The following is a 26,081-nucleotide window of genomic DNA, read 5'->3' as shown; positions in this document are numbered from 1 at the left end:
GCCGGACCGGTCCTGTGCAGGGGAATGAATTCATGGTTCTAAAGCCGACGAGGCGAGAGGCGGTCGCATTGCTCGCCGCCGCAGCGTTCTGCCCGCGGGTTGCCGCCGCAGCGGGCGTGCGCGGCCTGGATGCCATCGCGCGCGCCAAGGGCATGCGCTTCGGCTCGGCGGTGTCCGCCAATCCGCGGACGGGTTCCTTCGACAATCCCGCCTATGCCGCGCTTCTGCGTGCCGACTGCGGGCTGTTGGTCGCCGAGAACGAGATGAAGTGGCAGCACGTCGCACCCGCCCCCGGGAGGCTCAACTTCGCCGCGTTCGATCGCATGCTCGACTGGTCCGACCGGAATGGCATGGCGATGCGGGGGCACAATCTGGTGTGGCAGCGGCGCAAGTGGATGCCGGCCTGGCTGGAGGCGCATGATTTCGGCGGCCGTCCCGCGACCGAAGCGGCGCGGATCCTTACCGGGCATGTCGAGGGCGTCACGCGCCGCTATGGCACCCGCGTCCAGAGCTATGACGTGGTCAACGAAGCGGTCACGCCCGACACCGGTGCGCTGGAGGAAACGGCGTTGAGCCAGGCGATGGGCGGCACCGAGGCGACGATCGACCTCGCGTTCCGGACGGCGCGGGCGGCCGCACCGCACGCCGAGCTCGTCTACAACGACTATATGAGCTGGGAGCCGGGCAACGCGAAGCATCGGGCGGGTGTGCTGCGCTTGCTGGAAGGATTCCGCCGGCGGGACGTGCCGGTCGACGCGCTGGGCCTCCAGTCCCACCTCGTCACGTCCGGGCCCGACGGGTCGCAGGGGCTGCTGGCGAGCCAGGAGGAATGGCGTCGTTTTCTCGATGCGGTGACCGCGATGGGCTATCGCCTGCTCATTACGGAGCTGGACGTGCGCGACAACGGTTTGCCGGTAGAGGCCGGCGCGCGGGATCGCGGCGTTGCCGATTATGCCCGCGCCTATCTCGACGTCACGCTCTCATACCCGCGGCTGCGGGACGTGGTCGCCTGGGGCATGACGGATCGCTTCAGCTGGATCGAGGATTTCGAGCCTCGGCCCGACAAGGCGCCGCGCCGGCCCTGCCCCTATGACGACCAGTTTCGGGCAAAGCCGCTCCGCGATGCGATCGCGGCAGCACTGGCCGCCGCGCCCGAACGAGCCGCATGAAAAAGGGGAGGCGGTGCCGCGGCGCCGCCTCCCCTCGCTGGTCGCCGCGCGACCTTAGTAGTTGGCGCGCAGGATGATCGAATAGCGCCGGTCGTTCGTGAAGAAGGACCGCGGCGCGAGATCGTTCGAGCCCGACTTGTAGGCCTGCAACAGCTTCGTCGTGGTGTTCGTCAGGTTCACGCCCTGAACACCCAGCTTGACCCACTTGTTGACGTTAATGAACGCCGACGCATCCAGCTGCCCGGTCTTGTCGTTGAAGATCGAGGTGTACGGGAAGATCACGTCCGCTGCGGTAAGCAGGAACCGCGAGCGCCAGTTATAAGCGGCGCGAAGCGAGACCGGCCCCCTCTCGTAGAACAGGGTCGCGTTGAAGTTGTGCTTGGACAGACCCTCGAGCGGCAGGTTGCCCTTGGCGACGGTCGAGTCCGACGAGGGCGTTCCCCCGTTCAGGAACGAGTTCGGGAGGCCCGAGCTGTCGATGAAGGTGTAGTTGCCGTTGAAGCCCAATCCGCCAAGCGCGCCCGGCAGGAAGTCGAAGGTCTGCTGATAGGCGAGCTCGAAGCCCTTGATCTTGCCCTTGCCGTCATAGTTTTCGGGACCACGCGCCTGGATGTTCTGCGTGATGCCGTTGTTGGTGACGGAGCGGTTGACCAGCGACTGGTAGAAGAACCCGTCGACCGTCTTGTAGAAGGCGTCGAACGAGAGCTGCCCGACCCGGCCGAAATACCATTCCAGCGTAACGTCGAACTGCCATGCCGTCGCCGGCTTCAGATAGGGGTTGCCCGCGTTGATCGTGACGGTGCCCGAACCCGGCTCAAGCGCGTAGGTGACATAGGGCCGGATGTTGGCGAAGTCCGGACGCGTCAGCACCTTCGAGCCGGCGAGACGCAGGATCAGGTCGTTCGTCAGGCCGAACTTGAAGTTCGCGCTGGGCAGGAAGTAGCTGTAGCTGTTCTTGAACGAGGCTGGCACCGCGGCATAGCCGTCGACCGCGAACTCGCGCAGCCGCTCATATTCGACAGCGCCGAGATTGCAGACGCCGCTCGGCTGTACTGTCTCGGTCGTTCCGTCCGGAAGGGTGCGGATCGTCTCCACGCAGCGCGTGGAGAACGGATCCACCACGCCGAGCTCCGCGCGGTTCGGCACTGCGGTGGACGAACGCGAATAGATGTCGGTGTGGACATAGCGCAGGCCGACATTGCCCGACATCCGCACGTTTCCGAAGATCGGGCTGTCGTTGCCGAACTGCACCATGGCGTAGGCGGCGGAGTCTTCCTGGCGGACGTTCGAGACTTCCGACGGCAGGAAGTCCGTGCCCGGGATGGCACCCACGCGCTGTCCTGCACCGAGGAAGCGGTTGGCGGCCGTCGCGCCGTTCGGGTCACGCCAGATGTCGTTCTGCGTCTGGAAGAAGGACACCGCGTCGGAGTACCCCTTGATGAGGTCTCCGTTGTAATAATAGGCGCTGGGCGGAGCGGAGGTCTTGCCGCGGAAGAAGTTGTCGAAGCTGTACAGCGACGACCGGCTGGTATCCCCCTGGTTGAACGTGACCGGCGCCCCCGACCAGACTTCGCTGATCGCGCCCCAGTTATAGGCGGTGTAGCGCACGTCCTGCGAGCGCTCGGCATAGCGCGCACCGAACTTGATCCGCTGCAGGAACCCGCCGTCGTCGAACTTGTACGCGAAGTCGCCCTTGATCTGGTATTCGTCGCCCTTGCTGTGCTCGATGTGGTCCATCGCCGCGCGCCAGAACTGGAAGTCGCGGTTCTGGAAATATTCGGAGTTGCTCGCGGCAGCCATCGCCGGATTGGGCGTTGCCCAGTTGGCGGCCAGCGTCAGCGGCTTGTGCGGGATGACGACCGGGATCTTGCCCGTGAGGTCCAGTTCCTGGTCGGCAAAGGTCGAACCGAAAACGCTCAGGTCGGTGACGTCGTGCCGCGCCGAGGTGTAGTCCACGTCCAGCCCGATCGTCCAATGATCGTCCGGGTTGATCTTGAGGTTGATGCCTGCGTCCTTGACGACGTTCTTGTCGAGCACCTGCCGGCGGGAAAGCGACTGCTGGATGCCGCCGGTGGGAACCGTGGTTTCCGGAGTGCCGCTGCTGGCCGTCCGCCAGCCCGAGCCCGGCAGCGTGATGAAGCCGCTCTGGAACAGGCCGTTGCTGTCATAGACGAAGTTGGGAAACGCGTTGGCGCCCGGGCTGTAGCCATTGCCGCGCTGGTTCTCGCCGAACTCGAACTGCCCGGCACCGTTCAACTGGCACTCGGCCCGAGTCGTCGTGCTGCCGGCGCCATTGAGCGGCCCGTTGCCGTTCTGCTGACAGCCCGCGGGATAGGTATTGTATTCGGACAGGTCGGGTGCGGTCTCGAACGTGTGCTCGCCCCAGGCATTGCTCGAGTGCGTCCGCATGAACTGGGCGGTCAGCACCGTGCGCTTGTCGGTGCTCTCCCACTGGAAGGCGAGCGCCTGGCCGTCGCGCTTGCGATCATAGTCCTGGCTGCGGAACTGCCCGCCGATCGGCGCATAGGCGAGCGCCATGGGGTCGGCGAAACCGTCTGCGCCGGGGGTGCCCGTGTTGCCGCAGATGTTGGCCGGGCTGTCGCCCGGCAGGAGCGTGAAGGCGTCGGTATTGCCCGGAAGCTGGTTGCGGCACGTGATGGTGGTGTTGGTGCCCGTCCCGGTCGCCGCCTGGACGCCGTCACGGGTCTGGAAGTTGGTGACCTGGATGCCGTCAGCGCGGCTCTTGATGCGCGAATAGGAGCCATTGGCGAGGATGCCGATGGTGCCGATCCCCGTTTCCCAAGTGTTGCTGATCAGCAGCGAGCCCGTCGGCGACCATTTCTTCGCGAAGTCGCCATAGTTCGCCTCGACGCCGCCACCGATGTGGAAGCCGCGGTTGTCGAACGGCTTGCGGGTATTGAGGTTGACGGTACCGGCAAGGCCGCCCTCGATCAGGTCGGCCGTCGCGTTCTTGTAGACCTCGACCGAGCCGAGCAGTTCGGAAGGCACGTCGGCGAAGTTGATCGCCTGACCGCCGATGCCGGCCGAGAAGGTGTCGCGACCGTTGAATTCGGACCGCACGAAGTTGAGGCCGCGCACGTTGACGCCCGAACCCTCGACCGAGAAATGATCGGGGTCGTTGTTGCCGGCGAAACGGTTGATCGACACGCCGGGGACGCGCTGCAGCGCCTCGGTCACCGAGCGGTCCGGCAGCGCGCCGATGTCCTGGGACGTGATCGCGTCGACCACGGTGTCGGAATTGCGCTTGATGTTCTGGGCGTTGGCCAGGCTCTGGCGGATGCCGGTTACGACGACCTCGTTCCCGCTGCCTGCGTCATCGGGCAGGCTGTCCACGGAATCCTGCGGTGCAGCCTGATCGGCGCCCGGCCCGCTGGTGGCGGTCGTCGCCCCGGCCGTGTTCTGCCCGCTCGCTGCGCCAGTCTGCGCATAGGCAGGCCCGACCAGGGCAAAGACGCACATTGCCGTTGCCGAAACCCCGAGCCGGAATGCCTTCTTGCGCGCCACGGTCTTCCCGCACGCAGTCTCTGTCGAAGCGATGAGCATAGTCCCCTCCCATGTATGTCGACGGCGTGTCGCAGCTGTACTGCGCCGCATCGTTGATAGGCCGAGTTACGACCGACATATTGGGGTCTGCAAGTGAAATGTTGGCGCTAACATTATACGGAATAGTTGTGGCTTTCTTGACACGTCTGGCGCTGGTCAATCCTCGGGCTACTGCTACAGAAAGAAGGAAGCTTCGCCGCAGAGTGAGGCCCGGTTTTTGGGGGCGGGGAGAGGCATGACAGGCCCGGATCGGCAGCGCGTCGTAGTGGTGGGAGGCGGCACTTCGGGCTGGATGACGGCGGCTGCCCTTGTGAAACTGCTGCCGGACCGCTGTCACGTGCATCTCGTCGAATCGGAGGCGATCGGGATCATCGGGGTAGGCGAGGCTACCTTGCCGCACATCCGTGCCTTCAACGAGCGGCTGGGGATCGTCGAGGCCGAGTTCATGGCCACCACCCGCGCCACGTTCAAGCTGGGCATCGAGTTCCGCAACTGGGGCCGCGTCGGCGACAGCTATATCCACCCGTTCGGCACGTTCGGGCGTGGCGCCGGCGACGTCCAGTTCCACCATTATTACACCCGGCTGCTGCGGGCAGGCGTCCAGCTTCCCCCGATCGAGGCGTTCTCGATGGCGTGCACGCTCGCACGCGCTAACCGGTTCGGCCCGCCGTCCGCCGATCCGCGCCAGATCGCCTCCACCTTCGGCTATGCCTATCAGTTCGATGCGGTGGCCTTCGCGCCCTATCTTCGCCGGTTGGCGGAGGGGCTGGGCGCAGAGCGTACCGAGGGGCGGATCGTCCATGTCGAGCGCAACGGCGAGAGCGGCGATGTGACTGCGGTGGTGCTGGAGGGCGGCAGACGGATCGAGGGCGACCTGTTCGTCGATTGTTCGGGCTTTGCGTCGCTGCTCATCGGCAAGACGCTGGAGGAGCCGTTTCAGGACTGGTCGCGCTGGTTGCCGGCCGATCGCGCGGTCGCGCTTCCGTGCCGTACGGCAACGGATGTCACCCCCTTTACCAGTGCCATCGCGATGCCCGCGGGGTGGCGCTGGCGCATCCCGCTCCAGCACCGGACGGGCAATGGATATGTCTATTCCAGCGCGTTTCTTTCCGACGCGGATGCGGCCGACGCGCTGAGCGCAGCGGTGGAGGGCGCACCGATGGCGAGCCCGCGCATCCTGCGCTTTACCGCCGGGCGGCGCGAACGCAGCTGGGCGCACAATGTCGTTGCGATCGGCCTGTCGGGCGGCTTCCTGGAGCCGCTGGAGTCCACCAGCATCTATCTGGTGCAGCAGGCGATCACGGCACTGGTGGAGCTGTTCCCGGAACGGCGGATCTCGGCAATCGATCGCGACGAGTTCAACCGCGTCGTCGACATGGAATATGATCGCGTCCGCGACTTCCTGATCCTCCATTACCACGCCACGGAGCGGGATGATTCCGAGTTCTGGAATTATGTGCGGACTATGACCATCCCGGACAGCCTTGCCGAGAAGATGGAGCTGTTCCGGCGCCGTGGCCGCGTCGTGAAGTATCGCGAGGGAGCGTTCCTCGATGCGAGCTGGGTGTCGGTCTATCTGGGCCAGCGCGTGATCCCCGCCGGCTTCGATCCGCGCGCGGCGGGACCGACGGTGGAGAGCCTGGTCGCGGGGATGACCCAGATGCAGGCGGAGATCCGCGCGGCGGTATCGGCCATGCCCGAGCATCTTTCCCATCTGGCGCGCTATTGCCCCATGGCGGCGGCGGCATGACGATTCTCGACGAACCGGTTCGCAGCGTTGCGGTGATCGGCGGCGGCATCGTCGGCTGGTCGGCCGCGGTGGCGTTGAAGCGGCGGGTTCCCGGCATCTCGGTGACGATCGTCCCGGTAATGCCCCCCGACGACGCCCTGGCGGACCGGATGCCGCAGACGCTTCCTTCGGCGATCGGCTTCCACGATGACGTCGGGCTGCGCGAGGAAGATGCGGTGCTGCGCGCCGGCGGCGGCTGGCGGCTGGGCACGCTGTTCGAGGGGTGGGCCGGGGGGCAGCCGGCCTATGTCCACGCCTATGGCAATTATGGGCAGCCGTTCGGCACCGCCTCCTTCCACCAGCATTGGACGCGCGCTGCCCACGCCGGATCGGCCGCGCCCTATGACGCCCATTCGCCGGCGGCGATGCTCGCCCGGGCGGGGCGCATGCTGCCGCCCAATCCGCCGCCGGGATCGCCGTTCGCCGATGTCCAGGCGGGGCTTGTGCTCGACGTCGGGCGCTATCGCGCGATGCTTGCTGCCTTTGCACGCCATCTGGGGGTGGTGGTGCGCGAGGGCAAAGTCGCGGGGGTGCACCTGCGCAGCGGGGACGGCTTCATCGAGCGGGTGGCGCTTGCGGACGGCGGGTCGGTGGCGGCGGACCTGTTCGTCGATGCCGCCGGGCCCGCGGGTGTCCTGCGCAGCGCGATCGACGCCGATTTCGAGGACTGGCGACCGTGGCTGGCCTGTGACCGCCTGCTGCACGCATCGGCAGTCGCGACCGACGCATCGCCGCTCGATCAGGTGGTGGCCCTTCCTGCCGGCTGGCGCTGGCAAACCTCGCTCCCGGGGGCCACCCTGCACGGGCTGTGTTACGCCAGCAGCTTCTGGGGCGACGAGGATGCAGGCCGCGTGCTTGCCACGGAGAGCGGTGTGGAACCCGCCGCGCCTGCCATCCGGTTCGAGCAGGGCGCGCGGCCGGAGCCCTGGGCACGCAACTGCGTCGCGATCGGCGATGCGGCGGTAGTGATCGAGCCACTGGAATGGACGAACCTGCACCTCGCCCAGAGCGCCATCGACCGGATCGTGTCGGCCATGCCGGGCCGAGCCTGCCATCCGTTGGAGATCGCCGACTATAACCGCCAGGCCGGTGCCGAGGTCACACGGGTCCGCGATTTCGTCCTCTGCCATTATGCGGCGGCGCGGCGACCAGAGCCGTTCTGGCAGCCACGCGCGCCCCTTCCCGACAGCCTCGCGCGCACGCTTCGCCTGTTTGCCGAACGGGGGCGGCTTCCCTTCTTCGAAGAGGAGACGTTCGCGCGCGACAGCTGGCTGGCCGTCCTGCTCGGCCAGGGGATCGTCCCGCGCCGGATCGATCCGCTGATCGGCGCGACCCCCTCGCATCAGTCCGATGCCGCCATGGCCGGCTATCGTGATGCGATCGCGCGCGCGCTTCCTCACTTCCCCACCGCCGCACAGCATCACGCGGCGCAACACGCACGGATTTCCCGATGAACGAACATACGATCCGCAACATCGTCATCGTCGGTGGGGGCACTGCCGGCTGGATGGCCGCAGCCGCATTCTCGCGCTTTCTCAACAATGGCGTGACGCGCGTCACGCTGGTGGAATCGGAGGAGATCGGCACGGTCGGCGTGGGCGAGGCCACCATCCCGCCGCTCCTCACCTTCAACCGGATGCTGGGGATCAACGAGAACGACTTCATCCGCGAGACCGGCGGCACCTATAAGCTCGGCATCGAGTTCGACGGCTGGGGCGACATCGGGGAGCGCTATTTTCACCCGTTCGGGTCGCATGGACATGATCTGGGCGGGGTGCATTTCCACCAGCTGTACCTGCGTGAGCGCAAGCGCCGGGTGATGCAGGACATCTCCGCCTGGTCGATGAGCGCGGTCGCGGCGCAGGCCGGCAAGTTCGCCCGGCCCGCGGAAAATGCGCAGTCGGCGGTGAAGGACCTGCTCTACGCATTCCACTTCGACGCCGGCCTCTATGCGCGGTTCCTGCGGGGCTATGCCGAGGCCGGCGGCGTGCAGCGGATCGAGGGCAAGATCGTCGATGTGGCGCTGAGGCCCGAGGACGGCCATGTCGCGGCGGTCCGGCTGGAGAATGGAGAGGCCGTCGAGGGCGACCTGTTCATCGACTGCTCCGGGTTTCGCGGGCTCCTGATCGAGGAGGCGCTCGAGACCGGCTATGAGGACTGGAGCCAGTGGCTGCCGTGCGATCGCGCGGTCGCGGTCCCCAGCCGCTATTCCGGCGATCCCGATCCCTTCACCCGCGCCACCGCGCGCGGTGCGGGCTGGCAGTGGCGCATCCCGCTGCAGCAGCGGATGGGCAATGGCCTGGTGTATTGCAGCGCCTTCATGACCGCCGAAGATGCGGAGCGCGAGCTGCTCGCGAACCTCGAAGGGGAGCCGCTGGCCGAGCCGCGCCACCTGTCCTTCGTGACCGGCCGCCGCAAGCTTGGCTGGAACCGCAACGTCGTTGCGCTGGGGCTTTCGTCCGGCTTCGTCGAACCGCTGGAATCGACGTCGATCCATCTCGTCCAGTCGGGCATCGCCAAGCTGATCGCGCTGTTCCCGGACCGCCGCTTCAATCCGGTCGAGCGCGACGAGTACAACCGCCAGATGCGCGAACTCTACGAAGACGTCCGCGACTTCGTGATCCTGCACTACAAGGCGACCCGGCGATCCGACACGCCGTTCTGGGACCGTTGCCGCACCATGGATGTGCCGGAGAGCCTGCAGCGCAAGATCGACATCTTCCGCGCCAAGGGTCGCCTGTTCCGCGAGGGCGCAGAGCTGTTCGGGACCACCAGCTGGGTCGCGGTCTGCCTGGGTCAGCATATCGTGCCGGAGGAGCATGAGCCGGCGGTGGACGCCCTGGACGAGGACAAGGTCGCGGGCGCGATCGAGGAGATGCGGCAGGGCTATCTGCAGGTGGCGGCGCAGCTGCCGACGCATGGCGACTTCCTGCGCTACTCGGGCGCGGCGCTGGCGAACGCGCCTGCGCCGGTGGCCACGCCCGACGCGCCGGAGACCCCGAACTTTTCTTTCGCTTCGGAAACGCCGTTCAACTTTTCGGCCAATCCGCTGTGAGGCCGGACGCGATCCGTCGTGTCGTGATCGTCGGCGGCGGCACGGCCGGGTGGATGGCGGCGGCCGCGATCACGCGGGTGCTTGGCGAAATGCCCGGACTGTCGATCGAGCTGGTCGAATCCGAAGAGATCGGCACCGTCGGCGTCGGCGAGGCGACGATCCCGCAGATCGTCCTGTTCAACAAGATGCTGGGCATCGACGAGGCGGAATTCGTCCGCGAGACGCGCGCGACCTACAAGCTGGGGATCGAGTTCGTCGACTGGGTGCGCCCGGGCCATCGCTACGTCCACCCGTTCGGCTTCTACGGCCTCGACATGAAGGGGATCGAGTTTCACCATTTCTGGCTGAAAGGCCGGGAACTGGGGGACCGCACCCCGCTCGACGCCTATTCGCTCAGCATCGTGGCGGGCCTTCAGGGCCGTTTCGCGCATCCGCGCCCGGACCAGCCCTCCTCGCCCTTGTCGAAGCTCGGCTATGCCTTTCAGTTCGACGCCGGCCTCTATGCGCGGTTCCTGCGCCGGCTCGCCGAGGCGAACGGCGCCACCCGTACCGAGGGGCGCATCGTCGATGTGGAGCGCGACGCGGACACCGGCCATGTCGCGGCGGTGCTACTGCAATCGGGCAAGCGCGTCGAAGGGGACCTGTTCCTGGATTGCTCCGGCTTTCGCGGGCTGCTGATCGAAGGTGCGATGGCCGCGGGGTTCGAGGACTGGACGCAGTGGCTGCCCTGCGACCGGGCGGTTGCGGTTCCGTGCGAGAATGAGGGCGATCGCCAGCCGCTGACGCGGTCGACGGCGCGGGGCGCCGGGTGGCAGTGGCGAATCCCGCTGCAGCACCGGATCGGCAACGGCTATGTCTATTCGTCGGCCCATCTCTCGGACGACGAGGCCACCGCCACGCTGCTCGGCAACCTCGACGGGGCACCGCTTGCGGATCCGCGGCTGCTGCGCTTCACCGCCGGGCACCGCCGCCGGGCCTGGGTCGGCAACGTCGTCGCCCTGGGGCTTGCCGGCGGCTTTCTGGAACCGCTGGAGTCGACCAGCATCCACCTGGTGCAATCCGCGATCGCGCGGCTGCTGACCTATTGGCCGACCCGCCGTTTCGACCAGCTGGAGATCGACCGGTTCAATGCCGCGCATGTGTCGGATTACCTGGAGATCCGGGACTTCCTGGTGCTGCACTACAAGGCGACCGAGCGCGCCGACACGCCGTTCTGGGATTATTGCCGCACGCTCGAGCCGCCGCCGGGGCTCGCGGACAAGCTCGCCATCTTCGGTGCGAACGGCCGGATTTTCCGCGAGGGCAACGAGCTGTTCACCGAGACGAGCTGGCTGTCGGTGATGGTGGGGCAGGGCGTTGAGGCGGGCGGGTATCACCCGGTTGCCGACCTGCTTTCCGATGCCGAAACCCTGACGCGGCTGCAGCACATCCGCAAGGTCGTGGCGGACACTGCCTCGATCCTGCCGCACCAGGACGAACATCTTCGCCAGATCGGCTGCGATCCGACACCGCGCATGGCGGTTGCATGACCTATCCGTCGCTGCCCGAGATCCACGACATCGATCGTCGCCGCTTCGAGGAGGAGGTGCGCCCGGCCGCGCGCCCGGTCGTGCTGCGTGGGCTGGGCAAGGACTGGCCGGCCGTCCGGGCCGCGCGGGAGTCCGCGGACAGCGGCGTCGCCTATCTCAAGCGGTTCAGCCATGCCGAGCCCGTGTCCGCCATCCTGGGCGAGCCGGAGATCCAGGGCCGGTTCTTCTACACGCCCGACCTGAAGGGCCTGAACTTCGTGCGGGGGCAGAGCCCGCTCGACCCGTTTCTCGATCGCCTGCTGCGCGATCGCGATCATGCGCGGCCCTATGCCATGGCGGTCCAGTCGGTGCCGCTGCCGCAACTGCTTCCCGGGTTCGCGGACGAGAATGCGACCAGCCTGCTGCCGGACACCGTCATTCCGCGCATGTGGCTGGGCAATGCCATCCGGGTCGCGACCCACTACGACCTGATGGAAAATATCGGCGTCGTCGTGATGGGGCGGCGGCGCTTTACGCTGTTCCCGCCCGACCAGATCGCGAACCTGTACATGGGTCCGCTGGAACTGACCCCGGCGGGAACGCCGATCAGCCTGGTCGATCCCGAGGCACCCGACCTCGAACGCTTCCCGCGCTTTGCGGAGGCCGTCCGCTTCGGCCAGTCCGCGACCCTGGAGCCGGGTGACGCCATCTACATCCCGTTCCACTGGTGGCATGCCGTGGAGTCAATCGATCCCGTCAATGCGTTCGTGAACTATTGGTGGAATCCGGCGCCCGCCGGCATGGGCAATCCCTATGACGCGCTGCTCCACGCCATGGTGGCGATCGGATCGCTGCCCGGCGAGCAGCGGGAAGTGTATCGCGCCGTGTTCGACCATCTGGTCTTCCGCAGCAACGGCGCGCCCGGCGCGCATCTTCCTGAAGGCGTGCAGGGCGTCCTCGGTCAGGCGGACGCCGTCACTGCCGCGCGAATGCGGGCGACTCTGATGGACAGCTTCTCGCGCTCCTAAGCGCGGTTCGGGAGCGGCCCCGGAAAGAGCTCAGACCCGCCCGCCCAGCATCCGGATCAGAAAGCCCCGCAATCGCTCGGTCCGGGCCGGGCTTTTCGCGGACAGGATCCCGCGGGCCTGAGCGGGAAGATGATCGGCGACTTCGCTCGCCTTTGGCGCGAAGACATAATGGTCGAACCACGATCGCCAGGCTGTTTTTTCGGGCGCCGGCAGGTCGCGGATGCTCATCAGGGCGTGGATGAGCGCGCCGAAGGGCGAGGCCGTCGCCTCCGTGTTCCACCAATAATTGACCAGCACGTTCAACCGGTCGAGCGCGCGGACGTGATGCCACCAGATCGCCGGGATGAAGATCGCATCGCCGGGTTCCAGCACGGCGACCTGCGCATGGGCCATCGCTTCGGCAAAGCGGGGGTAGCGCGCCAGATCCGGAGCATCCGGATCGACCATGCTGGACGGCGGCCCGGCCAGCGTGTTGTCGAGCGGGCCGATATAGAGGTTGGCGATCTGGTCGGGCGGGAACAGCGTGAAGCGGCGGCGGCCGTGGACGACGCAGGCGATGTTGTTGGACTGATCGTAATGGGTGGCGACCTGGGTGGCATTGCCGATCCAAAGCCGCGCCGGGGCGTCGCCGGTCGGCAGGTTCAGCGCGTTGGCCACGTCCCAGCCGGGTAGATGCTCGGGCGCGGTCGCGGCATTGGCATACAGGGCGTGGGGCGCGGCCACGTCCTGCTCGGCGAAGCGGAGGAGCTCGCCCAGCAGCTGCCCGAGCGGCACCTGCTGGCGTTGGAAATTGAAGCCGGAAAGATCGTCGTTGTAGAAAAACCGCCCGGCAATCTCCGGCGCGCCGATCATCACGTCGAGCGGCCGCCCGCCACCGAAGCCGGCGAGATATTCCGCCATTGCCCGGTCGCCGCGCGCGCCGGCCTGGACCGCCGCCCAGTGACGCACCTGGCCCCGCAGGATCACCGGACGGTAGTTCTCAAGGACTTCCCGAGTGAACGTTGCGGCATCGACCGCCGGTACCTCGGCGACCGGTCTGGGGGGAGCAAGGCGATCAAGGAGCATCGTCGCACGCTATTGCATTCCACACCCGCTGTCAGAGGGAATCCGGCTGCGGCGCAACATCCTTCCCAGGGTGGCATCCTGTATAAAATATATTGACAGCGCGCCGGTTCACGGGACTATCGTTGTTAGCGATGCCGTGAATGAAACGAGCGTCGGGCGAGGGAGGGGACCGGAGGTAACCGGGCCACGCTGACTAAAAGGGGGGCGTTTTGAAGAAGTCTTTTACGTTGCGGCTTGCGGCCGTGACGGCCAGTTCGTTGTTTGCTTTGGCTCACGGAAATCTGGCCTCTGCGCAGTCGGCGCAGGAAGCCCTGTCTACAGAAGACGCAGCAGGCGCGGATGACGCCGCGGCCGACCCGTCCGGCGACATCCTGGTGGTGGGATCGCAGATCCGCGGCGCGAAGACGACCGAGGCGCTGCCGGTCACGGTCGTGACCACCGAAGAGATCAAGAACACCGGCGCCGTTTCCGGCGACGAGCTGTTCCGGTCGATCCCGCAGTTCGGCGACGTCCGCTTTAACAGCCAGTATCTGCCGAACTCTTCCAATTCCGCGCGCGGCGACGTCGGGTCGCTCGACCTGCGCAGCCTGGGCGTGGGCAACACGCTGGTGCTGCTGAACGGACGCCGGGTGGTGAACCATCCGACCAGCCAGGCGAACGACCAGCTCGTCCCGGTGCTGAGCTTCAACAGCAACGCGCTGCCGGTCAACGGGCTCGAGCGGCTGGAAGTCCTGCGCGACGGCGCTGCCGCCATCTATGGCGCCGACGCGGTTGCCGGCGTGGTCAACACCATCCTCAAGAGCGACTATGACGGCGGCGAGATTTCGCTCCAGTACGGCGGCGCCGAGGGGACGGGCTATCGCGAGTTCAACGCGAACGGCGTGCTCGGCACCAACTTCGCCGAGGGCCGCGGCAATGTGACGGTGTTCGGCAGCTATGATCGCGGCACCGGCCTGCTGAGCACGGAGCAGGACTTCACCGCATCCGCCGACAAGACGGACCTGTTCGTGGGGACGCCGTTCGAAGGATCGACCTCGCTCGACGGCCGGGCTGCCACCAACCCGTTCGCGAACCTGCGCACCCGCGGCAACCTGGTCGTGTCGCAGAACGGCCGCGCGCTCACCAACGGTTCGGGCCAGTTCCACGTCCAGCCCACCACCAATTCGGGCTGCGGTGCCGTCATCGGCAATGACCGCTGTATCCAGAGCGGCGCGATGGCGACCTCGGGCGCGGACCGGAACCTGCGGTACGACGCGGCGGCTGTCGGCGTGTCCGTCATCCCCCGGCTGGATCGCCTCAACCTGTTCCTGAGCGGCAAATACGAACTGTCGGACACGCTGACCTTCTTTACAGAGGCCGGCTTCTATCGCAGCAAGACGCGGGCGCAGCAGAGCCCGATCGCGACGACGACCGCATCGCCGCTGACGGTGCCGTCGAGCAACTACTGGAACCCGTTCGGCCCGGCCACGCTTGCGGACGGCAGCGCCAACCCCAACCGCCTGCCCGGCATCAACGCGCCGGCCGCGGGCGTCGCGCTCACGATGCCGAACTACCTGTTCGAGGACCTGGGCCTGCGCAGCGTCACCGTCACCAACCAGCAGTTCCGGCTGCTCGGCGGGTTGCGCGGCGAGATCGCCGGCTTCAACTGGGAGTCCGCGGTCAGCTATTCGGAAGCCTGGGTACGCGACGTCAGCGACAATGTGAGCCGCACCAAGCTGTACGAGAGCATGGCCCTCACCACGCCCGATGCGTACAATGTCTTCGGCACCTCGGTGAACAGCGCGGCGACGATCGCGGCGATCCGCCAGGACCTGACGCGCTATACCAAGTCGACGCTCGCCACCTATGACCTGCGGGTCTCGAAGGGCGACCTGCTGCAGCTGCCGGGCGGCAACCTGGGCATGGCGATGGGCGTGGAAGCACGGCGCGAAACCCAGCTCGACGATCGCGACGCGCGCATGGACGGGACGATCAACTATACCGATCCGCTGAGCGGCGTCGTCTATAGCGACTTCGTCGATTCCGCGATGAACCCGGACACCAAGGGGTCACGCAACGTCGCCGGTGCCTATGTCGAGTTCGCGATTCCCGTGATCTCGCCGGAAATGAACGTGCCGCTGGTGCGCAGCCTGAACCTGCAGGCGGCGGGACGTGTCGAGCACTACAGCGATTTCGGCGACGTGGCGGTGCCCAAGGTTGCAGGATCGTGGGACATCGTCCGCGGCCTGCGCCTGCGCGGTTCCTGGGCAAAGTCGTTCCGTGCGCCCAACATCGAGCAGGTGAACGCGACCGTGGTTACGCGGTCCAACACCCGCACCGACTGGGTCTATTGCGAAGCCGACCTGCGCACCGGGCGGATTTCGAGCTTCAACAGCTGTTCGCGGTCGCAGACCACCCAGGCACGGCGCTCGGGCAACCCGGATCTCGATCCCGAGCGCGCGACGACGATCTCGTTCGGCACGGTCCTCGAGCCGCCGCTGCCGGTGGGCTGGGGTGACCTGACCCTGACTGCCGATTACTGGCGCGTTCGCCAGAAGGGCCTCGTCGGCCTCTATGGCGAGGGCAATGCGCTGATCCTCGACTATCTGCTGCGCCAGCAGGGCTCGACCAACCCGAACGTCATCCGGGCCGAGCCGACCGCGTCCGACCGGGAGGCGTTCGCCGGCACCAATCTCGCCCCGGCGGGGCAGGTGCTCTACGTCCTCGACCAGTACGTCAACCTGCAGCCGCAGACCGTCCGCGGGCTCGACTTCAACCTGACCTACCGGACGCCTGAGACCGGCATCGGCCGCTTCAGCCTGGGTGTGAACGCGTCGCACTTCCTGGAATTCTACCAGGAGGCATCGCCCGGGATCCAGGAACTGCTGGACGCGCAGGCGGCCGGGGAGATCAACCCGGGCACCACCATCACCGGCGGCGGCAGCCTGCTGGAGCGCAACCGCAAGCCCAAGTGGCGCGGCTCGGCATCGCTGACCTGGTCGCTGGAGAATGTGACCGTCGGCGGTTTCGTCCAGTACACCGGCAAGGTCTATGACACCTCGCTCGCGCTGGCGCCGGAGGAGTTCTGGGAGGTCGTGCCGCTCACGACTGCCAACCTCTACGCGCAGTATCGCTTCGAGGACGGTGCCCTGGCAGGATCGTCGCTGCGAATTGGCGTGCGCAACCTGTTCGACAGCAAGCCGCCGCTTTCCTCGGAAGGCTATGCCGGGACGCTGTACTCGCCGATGCAGCGCTATTGGTACATCAACGCGCGGCACAGCTTCTAAGCCGTGCCAAGGGGGCGTCGGCCACGGCCGGTGCCCCCTCCTTGCTGCCCGTCACCCGAGGTTTCCTGATGTCCAAACGTCGTCGTGCCGGGCTGTTTGCAGCAATTGCCGTCTCCACGCTCGCCTGCGCCTCTGCGGCATCGGCACAGCCGGCGCCGCCGGGCGTGGAAACCGTGCGGACGGGCCCGCCGGTGCTGTTTGCGCCGATGGGCACGGCCAAGGACGGCCAGCGCGTGCTGCTGCCGCCCGCGGCCGCCGACGGCACCATCGCGCGCTATCTCTATACCCCTTCGATCGCGGGCGGGCTCGGTTCGGTCGAGCTCGGCATGGACCGCGCGCGCCTTGGCGAGACCCAGATCCTCGCCTTCCGCAAGATCGGGTCGCGGGTGATCGCCGAGTTCGAGAATACCCGCTTCCAGGCCATGGATGCGGGCCCTGGCGAGCGCGAGGCGGTGCGCCGTTCCTTCTCCAATTCGCCGATCTGGTCGGGGGAGATCCTGCAAGAGGACGCACGCGGCGTCGTCGTCGACCTAAGCGGACTGTTGATGCGCGACGCGCTCGACGTGGCGGGACGGTTGAAGCGGGCGAAGGCGGGCAGTTTCAAGCTCTCGACCGCGCTCAGCTACCTCGACCCCGAACAGACGCTGGCGTTTCCCGACAATGTCGAGTTCGAGGCGGCGCTGACGTTCACCAGCGATGAGCCCGCCCGCGTAATGGACCGGGTCCTGCCGGACGGGCACGCCCTGACGGTGCGGGTGCACCACAGTTTCATCCGCCTGCCCGGCGCCGGTTTTCGCACGCGCGCGCATGATCCGCGCGCGGGTACGTCGGTGCAGGTGATCCGCTATGACTTCGCGGCGCCGCTCGACCAGCCGATGGTCACGCGGCTGGCGCGGCGCTTCCGGCTGGAAAAGCGCGACCCTGCCGCTGCCAGGTCGCCGGTGAAGAAGCCGATCATTTTCCATGTCGATCGCGCGGCCCCCGAGATGATCCGGACCGCCCTCATGGAAGGGGCGCAATGGTGGTCGGCGGCATTCCACGACGCTGGTTTTGCCGACGCATTCCGGGTCGAGGTGCTGCCCGAGGGCGTCAATCCGATGGACGCGCGCTACAATGTCATCGCCTGGGTCCACAGCGAAACCCGTGGCTGGTCAACGGGCACCACCATCGTCGATCCGCGCACCGGCGAGATCGTGCGCGGCGTGGTGCAGCTCGGCTCCCTTCGGGCATGGCACGACAAGCTGATTTTCCAGGCGCTGGCGGGCACGAGCGGCGAAGGCACCGGCCGCGCGGACGACCCGCTGGTGCTGGTGCGCGCGCGGCTGCGGCAGCTGGCCGTGCACGAAGTCGGACATGCCCTGGGGATGTCGCACAATTTTGCGGGCAGCACCTTTGCAGACCGCGCGTCGGTGATGGACTATCCCGCACCCCGCATCCGGGCTCGCGGAGAAGAACTCGATTTCACGGATGCCTATGCGACCGGCGTCGGCGCCTGGGATCGGTTCGCGATCGACTGGCTGTATCGGGAGTTTCCGGTGGGCACGGACGAACGCGCGCAGCTCGACGCGCGCGTGCGGGAAGCCCAGTCGCAAGGCTATCGCTTCGTGGCCGATGGCGACACCCGGGGGGAGGGTGATGCCCAGCCCTGGGGGAACATGTGGGACGACGGGCCCGATGCGGTCGCGTCGCTGGCGGAGACGCTGCGCGTCCGTCGCATCGCGCTCGACCGGTTCGGCATCGAGACGCTGCGGCCCGGAGCGCCGGCGGCGGACCTGCAGCGACTGCTCGTGCCGCTGTACCTGTTCCACCGCTATCAGGTGGTCGCGGCATCCAAGCTGATCGCCGGCCTCGACTATCGCTACGCGGTGATCGGCGATGGAGGAGAAGCCGCGACGCCGATCCCGGCCGGGCGCCAGCGCGCGGCGCTGGATGCTGTGCTCGGCACGCTGCGGCCGGAAGTGCTCGACTTGCCGGACGCGCTGATCCCGCTGCTGTCCTCGAAACAGTCGGGAACGCCCGATCGCCAGTTCGACATCGAGCTGCTGCCAGGCCGCACCGCCGCGGCATTTGACTGGGCGCAGGCGGCCGAGGTCGCTGCGGACGTCAGCCTGGCGGCGCTGCTCGCGCCCGAGCGGATCAACCGGCTGGTGCTGCAAGGTGCCGCCGACCCCGGCCAGCTGTCTGCCTCGGCGCTGTTCGACGCGCTGGAAGCCACGCTGTTCGCCCCGGCCACGGGCGGCCCTCGCGCAGCCGAAATCGTCCGGCAGGTGCGGGCACGCTATCTCGCGCGCCTCTTGTCCCTCTCGGAAGGAAAGGCGCTGTCGCCCTCTGCGCTGGCGAGCGTGCAGGCGAGTTTGCGGCGGTTCGGTTCGCGTGTCGGAAAATGCCGGGGTGATCGGGCGGAGCAGGAGCATTGCGCCTTGCTCGCAACCGTGATTGCCGCCTCGCCAGAGGATCGCGCGCGCCTGATCGAGCCGATCGCGCCGCCGCCGCCGATCCCGCCGGGTGCGCCGATCGGCAGCGATACCGACTGCTGGTTCTGCGAGGGGCCGGGACTTTTCAGCCAGGAGCCATTTCGTTGAAGCGATTTCAGGGGGCAGCAATGCACAAGCGGGTTCTTCCCATCCTCATGGCCGGTGCGCTCGTGCATTCCGCAGTGCCGTTCCCGGCACAGGCTGCCGAGGAGACGCTGGCGCTGGTCGGGGCGACCGTGTTCGACGGAACCGGGGCCGCGCCCCGGACCGCGACCGTCCTGGTCCGCGGCGGCCGCATCGTCGCCGTCGGTGCCGACGTGCGGGTGCCCAGGGGTGCCAAGATCGTCGATGCCAGGGGCAAGGCATTGCTGCCCGGTTTCTTCGACGTGCATACCCATTGGACCCCGGCCGGCGCCCCCGCCACGACGCCGCAGATCGCCACCCAATATGTCCGCGCCGGCGTCACCACCGTCGCCGACTTCCACCAGCAGCCGGAAAGCTATGCGCCGCGCCGGCAATGGCTGAAGACGCTTGCCGCGCCGCACGTCAGCTTTGCAGCCCGGGTCAGCACGCCGGGCGGCCACGGCGCCGACTGGGCCGACCAGGCCACGACCTTGTGGGTCAACACGCCCGAGGCGGGGCAGGCGGCGATCCGCAGCCTGGCGCCCTACAAGCCCGATCTGGTGAAGGTGTTCAGCGACGGCTGGCGCTATGGCACCGCACCCGACAACACCAGCATGGACGCGTGGACGCTGAAGGCGGTGGTGCAGGAGGCGCATCGTCTGAACTGGCCGGTGCTGACGCATACGGTGACGGTCGAGCGTGGCGAAGTCGCCGCGCGGGCCGGCGTGGATTCGCTCGCCCATGGTCTCCAGGACCGGCCCATCACCGCCAAGGAAGTCGCCGAGATCAAGAAGTCGGGGATGGGCATGGCGCCGACGCTGGCGGTCTATGATCCCGAGAAATCGGGCGCTCCCGCCGATCGCAACGATGCGCGGTACCAGCAGTCGGTCCGTAAGTTCGGCTATGCGCTGGGCAATGTGAAGGCGCTGTTCGACGCGGGCGTGCCGATCGCGCTGGGCACCGACGCCGGGATGACGGGGACCCCGCACGGAAGCTCGACCCTGCGCGAGATGGAATTGCTGGTGAAAGCCGGGCTGACCCCGGCGCAGGCGCTGGTCGCGGCTACCCAGACCAGTGCCAGGATCCTTCGGCTGGATGCCGACCGCGGGACGATCGCGGTGGGGAAGCGCGCCGATCTCGTCGTGATCGAGGGCACCCCCTGGCGCGACATCCGCGACGTCCGCAAGATCGCGCAGGTCTATATCGACGGCAGGCTGGTGAGCGGCGCCGGCGCGCCGCCGCTGCCCGCAGCCAACCGCACGGATCGCCTCCCCTCGGTAACGGTCGCGCCGTTGGTCGACGACTTCGAGCGTGCGGGGCGGCGTTCGTCGCTCGATACGCTGCGCCTGGAGACGCCGGACGGCGGCATCGACCGGAGCGCGCAGATCACCCAGATCGTGCCGCGGGACGAGGGCGGCCGGGCGCTGATGCTGTCCGCGCGGATGGCGATGAAGAAGGACCCCTATGCCGGGGTCGCGATCCCGCTGACGCGTGGCTCCGTCACTCCGGTTCGCCTGTCCAACTACAAGGGCGTGCGCTTCGAGCTGAAGGGCGAGGGCGCCTATGTGGTGCGGCTGAACGGACTGGACGGCAGCTGGGAGGCACCCGTCACCGGCGCGTCGCGCTGGGCCGTGGTCGAAGTGCCCTTCACCAGCCTGAAGCCGGTGCGCCAGCGCAGCGGCGCGGCGACGGCGCCGGCGTTCACGGGCGACGGCATCGTCCAGGTCGAGGTCGGCGGATCGCGGCCCGCGGGCGAGCGCATGTGGCTGCAGGTCGACAATGTCCGGTTCTACTGAGATGCGGAATCCTGAACGTCCGTCCATCCGCCACGGCCTGCGCGCGCCGGCATGGACCGTGGTGGCGGCGCTGCTCCTCGTGCCCGGCGCAGCCCGCGCGCAGGAGGAAGAGGCGGCGTCGCGGCGCGGATCCGGCGGCGACATCGTCGCCTATAGCCAGATCCACGCGCCGACGATCGGCCGCGATGGCATGGTCGTGAGCCAGAGCAATGCCGCCACCGAAGTCGGAGTGGCGATCCTGCGGGCCGGCGGCAATGCGGTCGATGCCGCGATCGCGACCGCCTTTGCCGAAGCGGTGACGCTGCCGCGCGCCGGCAACCTGGGCGGCGGCGGCTATATGGTCATCCATATGGCGGCGAAGGACGGCAAGCCGGCCAGCGACCTGGCGATCAACTATTATGGCACCTCGCCGCGCGCGACGACGCCCGATCTGCTGGTCGGCCCGGACGGCAAGCATGATCCTGCCGCGTCGATGTCGTTCAAGGGCATTACCGTGCCGGGGACGGTCGCCGGCATGTGGGAAGCGCACCGCCGCTATGGGAGCATGTCGTGGCGCAAGCTGGTCGAGCCGGCGATACGCCTGGCCGAGCGCGGCGTCCGGCTGACCGACGGCGAGGCGGAGGCGACGGCCGGCCGCAAGGCGATGCTGGAAAAGGACCCGGGTGCCCGTGCCGCTTTCCTGAAGGCGGACGGTTCCGCCTACCGCCCGGGCGAGCTGTTCCGGCAGCCGGATCTCGCCTGGAGCCTGCGCGCGGTCGCGCGCGGCGGGCGCGATGCCTTCTACAAGGGGGAGATTGCGCGGCGGCTGGTGGCGGGTGTGCGTGCCGGCGGCGGCGTCATGGATGCGGAGGATCTGTCGAGCTATCAGGCTGAGGTGTCCCAGCCCCTGTGGGGAAGCTATCGCGGGTTGCGCATCGCCTATATGCCGCCGACGGCCTCGGGCGTGACGCTGGCCCAGGCGATGAACATCCTGGAGCAGTTTCCCTTGCGCCAATATCGCTGGGGAAGCGTGAACAGCCTGCACCTGGTGGCGGAGGCGATGAAGATCGCTTCGTCCGACCGGCGTCTGGTGGGCGGCGGCCCGCAGTGGCGGACCCCCGCAACCGGCCTCGCCAGCAAGGCCTATGCGCAGGAGCGCGCCAAGCTCATCTCCATGACCAGGGCGCTGGGGGCAGCCACCCTGCCGGACGGCAACCCGTACCCCTATGAAAGCGCGGACACGACGCACTTTTCGGTGGCGGACAAGTTCGGCAACGCGGTGAGCAACACCTATACGCTTTCCGCATCCTATGGCGCGCATGTCGTGGCGCCGGGCACCGGCTTCCTGCTCAACAACTCGCTCGGCAACTTCGCCTGGGGGAACAAGGACCCGAAGCGGGAGGCGACCTGGCCGGGGCCGGGCAAGCGCGCCGGCTCGACGATCACGCCGCTGATCGTGTTCCGGGACGACAAGCCCTGGCTGGTCACCGGCACCCCGGGGGGCGGCTACATCATCGCCACCATGGCGCAGCTGCTGGTGAACATGATCGATTTCGACCTCAACATCGCCGAGGCAGCGGAGCGACCGCGGCTGAACCAGGGGGGCGGGGACGCGCCGCTGGAGCTGGAGGAAGGGTTCTCGCCCGACATCGTGCCGCTGCTGGAGGCCCGGGGGCACAAGGTGCGGCCTTCGAACACCATGGGGAGCACCCAGTCGATCGTGATCGAGGGCGAACGCTTCCTGGGCGCTGCGGATACCCGCCGCCCCGACGCACTGGCGCTGGGGGTACGCTGAGGACGGCAATCCGATCCCCCCGGACCGGGTCCGGGGGGATCGAGGTGGCGCGGCTTCAGGCTGAGGCCGGGCTCACCTTCCAATAGGTCGCATAGCGCTCGTGCGCGATGCGGTGATAGGGGATCAGCCGCACGGGGGTCTGCTCGGCCGACTGGATCGTGAATTCCAGCGGCTGGCTTCCCCGGCGGACGGTCTCCGCGATCGTGGCGGGGTCCCCGGCCAGCGACGGCGGCGTGAACGGCGCGTCGTTGTACTTGCCGATCTCCCGCTCGTTGACGATGATGTCGGCGCCGGGTGCCAGCCCCTCGCGACCAAAGGCGCCGGCGAGCACCAGCGGGCCATAGGTGAAGGCGACGATGTCCGGCGCCGCGGGCGCGCGTTCGGCCGCGACTTCCATCTGGAGACGCAGTTCGACCCGGTCGCCGCTGCGCCAGTTACGCGCCACATCGATGTAGCTGCCCGGGTTTGTCGAGCGTGCCGTCTCCTGGCCGTTGACCAGCACCGTCGCCGCGCGGCTCCAGCGCGGGTGGCGCAGCTTCAGCGTGATGTCGGCCGGCGACTGCAGCTTCCACGTCAGCATGGTCGATGCGGCGTCGGGGAAGCTGGTCGTCTGGGTGAGCACCGCGCCCTTGTCCTTCCAGCGGACGGAAGAGGGCAGGAACAGGTTCACGTAGAGCGCCGAGGTGTCATGGAAGTAGATGGAATCCCGGTATTTCACGTGGTTTTCCATGCCCGTGCCGGTACAGCACCAGAAGCTGTCCTCCGGCGTGTGGTACAGCTTCATGTACCCCGGCCGCGCACCCTGGAAATAGGTGGTCATGCCGCTGTCCGGATCCTGCGACGCGAGGATGCCGTTGTAGAGCGTCCGCTCATAGTAATCGGCATATTCGGCGCGCGGATCGTGCAGGAACAGCGCGCGCGCCAGCTTCATCATGTTGTGCTGGCAGCAGGTTTCGGAGCCCTTTGCCGAAAAGACGTGCTTCTCGAACTCCGCCATCGGGAAGAAATGCTCATTGTCGCCATGGCCGCCGGTCGCGAAGGAACGGGTCAGCGCGACCGTCCGCCAGAAGAACTCGGCCGCATCCTGGTATTTGGCGTCGCCGGTCGCCTCATAGACACGCTGGAAGCCGACAACCTTGGGCACCTGCGTATTGGCGTGCATCCCGTCGAGGTTGTCGCGGCCCTTTGCCAGCGGCTCCAGCAGCGCCTTGTGCGAGAAGCGCTCGGACAGGACGCGGTAGTCGTCCTTGCCGGTCATGAAATAGAGGTCGGCGTAGATCTCGTTCATGCCGCCATGCTCGGTGTCGAGCATCGTTTCGAACTCGGTGTCCGACAGCGGCCGCGTGGCGACCACGCCCCAGTCGGCGAGGCGTAGCAGCGCGGCGCGCGCAGGCTCGCTGTCCGCCAGCAGCGCCCCGTCGCGCAGGCCCGCATAGACCTTGTGCAGCGTGTACCAAGGGACGCCGGTGATCTTTTCCCCGCGAATGTGCGCGGCGACGAGCGAGGCGCCCTTAGGAAACGCGCAGACCAACCCCGTGTCGGCGGCTTTCTGGCAGGCGGAAAGCTCGTTCGCGACATAGTCGATGCGCTGCTTGAACCGCTTGTCCCCGCCGGAGCGGTAGGCGAGCGCGCAACCCGAGAGGTAATGGCCCAGGGTGTGGCCGTGGCAGTTGATCTCGTCCCAGGTCGCGACCGATTCCCAGCCGCCATAGACCGGCGCCTTCGGCTTCAGCCCGGCGTTCACCCGGAAATTGTGGAGCATGCGGTCGGGCTTGAGCGAGAGCAGATATTTCTCGGTCATGCGCTGCGCATGCAGGAACGGCCCTTCGCCCAGTGTCACGTCCGCCATGTCGAATGGCTGCAGCTTTGCAGCGACCGCGGGCGACACCTGGTCCGCGGCGGTGGCTGCCAGGGCGGGCGGCGTCAGCGTGGTGACGGCGCCGACGGCAAGGCCGCTGCCCGCGGCACCGGCAAGGAAACTACGGCGCGAATGGCCGGTGCAGCACGCATTGTTGCTCAAGGAAATCCTCTCACTCGATCTCTATCGTTGGACCGCCTTATGACATGGCCGAAGTGGCGCGCTTTGCAAAGCCGAACCTCGGCGTACGCGGCAGGCCGCGCCCCCGATCTCCGGCAGGAGACGGCCAGTACAGGTATGATCCTGCGACTTGCTGCGAAGTCGAACTCCTGCGATGCTTTGCCGAAACAACAAGAAAATTAGCGTAATTCCATTTTGGAAATTGGGAGGGGATAAAAACTATGAAGATGCGTATTGCAATGTTGCTGGCGGCTGTCGCGATGCCGGCCTCGGCATTCGCACAGGCGGCGGCGCCGGCACAGACAACTGCCGCGACCGTGCTCGAGGATTTCAAGCCGTCGTCCCTGAACCAGCCCGGGCAGGAATTCCCGCAGGTCAACTCGCAAGGGTATGCCCGGTTTCGGATTGTCGCGCCCGACGCGAAGGCGGTGAAGGTCAGCCTCGGCCTAGGCGGACGTGGCGGCACCGTGCTGACCAAGGCGGCGGACGGCAGCTGGGTCGGCACGTCAGAAGGGCCGCTCGACGAGGGCTTTCATTATTATCACCTGACGATCGACGGCGGCACGTTCAACGACCCCGGCGCACTCAACTTCTATGGCTCGACGCGCTGGGAAAGCGGCGTCGAGATCCCTGCGCACGACGCGGACTTCTATGCGCTCAAGAACGTGCCGCACGGCAATGTCGCGCAGGTCCTGTTCCCGTCGCCGAGCACGGGAACGCAGCGCCGCGCCTTTGTCTACACGCCGCCGGGCTATGACCGGAACCAGCGCGAGCGCTATCCGGTGCTGTATCTGCAGCACGGCTGGGGCGAGGACGAGACCGCATGGGCCAACCAGGGCCGTGCCAATCTGATCATGGACAATCTGATCGCGGCCGGTGCCACGCGGCCGTTCATCATCGTCATGACCTATGGCATGACCAACGATGTGAAGCCGGGTGCCCCGGGCGGGCTTGCGAGCTTTGATATCAAGCCGTTCCAGACGGTGCTCCTCAACGAGCTGATCCCGTACATCGACGGCAACTTCCGCACGCTGACCGACCAGAAGCACCGGGCCATGGCGGGGCTGTCGATGGGCGGTTTCGAGACCAAGCTGATCGCGCCCAAGAACCTCGACAAATTCGGCTACATCGGCCTGTTCAGCGGGGGCACCGTTTCGGTCGACGACGTGAACAACACGCCGGGCTATCGCGACAAGGTGAAGCTCACCTTCGTGAGCTTCGGCAGCCGCGAGCTGGAGGGCGGGCGCACGGGTCCCCCGGGCGGGCCGAAGGTCGACCCGCGCGCCAACGCCGCGGGGTTGAAGGCCGCCGGGATCAACAGCGTCTTCTACGTGTCGCCCGACACCGCGCATGAGTTCCAGACCTGGCGCCGCAGCCTGAAGGAGTTTGCGCCGCTGCTGTTTCGGGACTGATCCCCAGCGCAAGGTCCGGC

The 26,081-nt window shown here is 67.4% G+C and carries 14 protein-coding genes; 11 read left to right on the top strand and 3 right to left on the bottom strand.

Going from position 1 to position 26,081, the window contains the following annotated elements:
• Nucleotides 1–32 precede the first annotated feature (32 nt).
• The gene (locus QP045_RS05925; RefSeq protein WP_422514043.1) at nucleotides 33–1,169 is read left to right on the top strand and encodes an endo-1,4-beta-xylanase; all 1,137 of its coding nucleotides are present in this window, start codon (nucleotides 33–35) and stop codon (nucleotides 1,167–1,169) included.
• Nucleotides 1,170–1,223: 54 nt separating this feature from the next.
• On the opposite strand, the gene QP045_RS05920 is transcribed toward QP045_RS05925, so the two are convergent.
• Nucleotides 1,224–4,733, bottom strand: coding sequence for a TonB-dependent receptor (locus QP045_RS05920; protein ID WP_422514042.1), 3,510 nt, complete (start codon nucleotides 4,731–4,733; stop codon nucleotides 1,224–1,226).
• Between the two features lie 235 nt (nucleotides 4,734–4,968).
• On the opposite strand from QP045_RS05920, the gene QP045_RS05915 reads away from it, so the two are divergent.
• The 5 genes from QP045_RS05915 to QP045_RS05895 are packed head-to-tail and all read left to right on the top strand — an operon-like array spanning nucleotide 4,969 to nucleotide 12,113.
• Entirely contained in the window at nucleotides 4,969–6,483 is a 1,515-nt protein-coding gene (locus QP045_RS05915; protein WP_422514041.1) for a tryptophan halogenase family protein, read from the top strand.
• Nucleotides 6,480–7,976: a tryptophan 7-halogenase gene (locus tag QP045_RS05910; RefSeq protein ID WP_422514040.1), complete on the top strand. Its 1,497-nt coding sequence runs from the start codon at nucleotides 6,480–6,482 to the stop codon at nucleotides 7,974–7,976. The genes QP045_RS05915 and QP045_RS05910 overlap by 4 nt, the downstream gene beginning before the upstream one ends.
• Nucleotides 7,973–9,577 carry a tryptophan halogenase family protein gene (locus QP045_RS05905; RefSeq protein ID WP_422514039.1) on the top strand — a complete coding sequence of 535 codons (1,605 nt, stop codon included), beginning with the start codon at nucleotides 7,973–7,975 and terminating at the stop codon, nucleotides 9,575–9,577. Before QP045_RS05910 ends, QP045_RS05905 begins: the two co-directional genes overlap by 4 nt.
• The gene (locus tag QP045_RS05900; protein WP_422514038.1) at nucleotides 9,574–11,106 is read left to right on the top strand and encodes a tryptophan halogenase family protein; all 1,533 of its coding nucleotides are present in this window, start codon (nucleotides 9,574–9,576) and stop codon (nucleotides 11,104–11,106) included. Before QP045_RS05905 ends, QP045_RS05900 begins: the two co-directional genes overlap by 4 nt.
• Nucleotides 11,103–12,113, top strand: coding sequence for a cupin-like domain-containing protein (locus tag QP045_RS05895; protein ID WP_422514037.1), 1,011 nt, complete (start codon nucleotides 11,103–11,105; stop codon nucleotides 12,111–12,113). Before QP045_RS05900 ends, QP045_RS05895 begins: the two co-directional genes overlap by 4 nt.
• A 30-nt stretch (nucleotides 12,114–12,143) precedes the next feature.
• Here the strand turns inward: QP045_RS05895 and QP045_RS05890 are convergent, their stop codons facing one another.
• Nucleotides 12,144–13,178 carry a cupin-like domain-containing protein gene (locus QP045_RS05890; protein WP_422514036.1) on the bottom strand — a complete coding sequence of 345 codons (1,035 nt, stop codon included), beginning with the start codon at nucleotides 13,176–13,178 and terminating at the stop codon, nucleotides 12,144–12,146.
• A gap of 266 nt (nucleotides 13,179–13,444) precedes the next feature.
• Here QP045_RS05890 and QP045_RS05885 point away from each other — a divergent pair, with 266 nt between their 5' ends.
• The 4 genes from QP045_RS05885 (at nucleotide 13,445) to ggt (ending at nucleotide 22,611) form a co-directional block, all read left to right on the top strand.
• Nucleotides 13,445–16,444, top strand: a complete 3,000-nt coding sequence (locus QP045_RS05885; RefSeq protein WP_422514035.1) for a TonB-dependent receptor plug domain-containing protein — start codon at nucleotides 13,445–13,447, stop codon at nucleotides 16,442–16,444.
• 68 nt (nucleotides 16,445–16,512) lie between these two features.
• A complete protein-coding gene (locus tag QP045_RS05880; RefSeq protein ID WP_422514034.1) occupies nucleotides 16,513–19,026 on the top strand; it encodes a zinc-dependent metalloprotease in 2,514 nt (837 codons plus the stop codon).
• Nucleotides 19,023–20,837: an amidohydrolase family protein gene (locus QP045_RS05875; RefSeq protein WP_422514033.1), complete on the top strand. Its 1,815-nt coding sequence runs from the start codon at nucleotides 19,023–19,025 to the stop codon at nucleotides 20,835–20,837. The genes QP045_RS05880 and QP045_RS05875 overlap by 4 nt, the downstream gene beginning before the upstream one ends.
• A gap of 1 nt (nucleotide 20,838) precedes the next feature.
• On the top strand, nucleotides 20,839–22,611 hold the full coding sequence (gene ggt / locus QP045_RS05870; RefSeq protein ID WP_422514032.1) for a gamma-glutamyltransferase: 1,773 nt from the start codon (nucleotides 20,839–20,841) through the stop codon (nucleotides 22,609–22,611).
• 55 nt (nucleotides 22,612–22,666) lie between these two features.
• Here the strand turns inward: ggt and QP045_RS05865 are convergent, their stop codons facing one another.
• Nucleotides 22,667–24,631, bottom strand: coding sequence for a beta-L-arabinofuranosidase domain-containing protein (locus QP045_RS05865; RefSeq protein ID WP_422514031.1), 1,965 nt, complete (start codon nucleotides 24,629–24,631; stop codon nucleotides 22,667–22,669).
• 239 nt (nucleotides 24,632–24,870) lie between these two features.
• Between QP045_RS05865 and QP045_RS05860 the strand changes: the two genes are divergently transcribed.
• Nucleotides 24,871–26,061, top strand: coding sequence for an alpha/beta hydrolase-fold protein (locus QP045_RS05860; RefSeq protein WP_422514030.1), 1,191 nt, complete (start codon nucleotides 24,871–24,873; stop codon nucleotides 26,059–26,061).
• Nucleotides 26,062–26,081 lie beyond the last annotated feature (20 nt).

It is taken from the genome of Sphingomonas sp. 3-13AW (assembly GCF_049311085.1).
Taxonomy (GTDB): domain Bacteria; phylum Pseudomonadota; class Alphaproteobacteria; order Sphingomonadales; family Sphingomonadaceae; genus Sphingomonas.
Note: the sequence above shows the minus strand (reverse complement) of the source record. Positions and strands in the feature narration are given on the sequence as shown.

Coding starts and splice junctions, on each gene's coding strand:
- ggt (WP_422514032.1), top strand. CDS start 20,839: ATGCGGAATCCTGAACGTCCGTCCATCCGCCACGGCCTGCGCGCGCCG.
- QP045_RS05860 (WP_422514030.1), top strand. CDS start 24,871: ATGAAGATGCGTATTGCAATGTTGCTGGCGGCTGTCGCGATGCCGGCC.
- QP045_RS05910 (WP_422514040.1), top strand. CDS start 6,480: ATGACGATTCTCGACGAACCGGTTCGCAGCGTTGCGGTGATCGGCGGC.
- QP045_RS05895 (WP_422514037.1), top strand. CDS start 11,103: ATGACCTATCCGTCGCTGCCCGAGATCCACGACATCGATCGTCGCCGC.
- QP045_RS05925 (WP_422514043.1), top strand. CDS start 33: ATGGTTCTAAAGCCGACGAGGCGAGAGGCGGTCGCATTGCTCGCCGCC.
- QP045_RS05905 (WP_422514039.1), top strand. CDS start 7,973: ATGAACGAACATACGATCCGCAACATCGTCATCGTCGGTGGGGGCACT.
- QP045_RS05915 (WP_422514041.1), top strand. CDS start 4,969: ATGACAGGCCCGGATCGGCAGCGCGTCGTAGTGGTGGGAGGCGGCACT.
- QP045_RS05890 (WP_422514036.1), bottom strand. CDS start 13,178: ATGCTCCTTGATCGCCTTGCTCCCCCCAGACCGGTCGCCGAGGTACCG.
- QP045_RS05920 (WP_422514042.1), bottom strand. CDS start 4,733: ATGCTCATCGCTTCGACAGAGACTGCGTGCGGGAAGACCGTGGCGCGC.
- QP045_RS05880 (WP_422514034.1), top strand. CDS start 16,513: ATGTCCAAACGTCGTCGTGCCGGGCTGTTTGCAGCAATTGCCGTCTCC.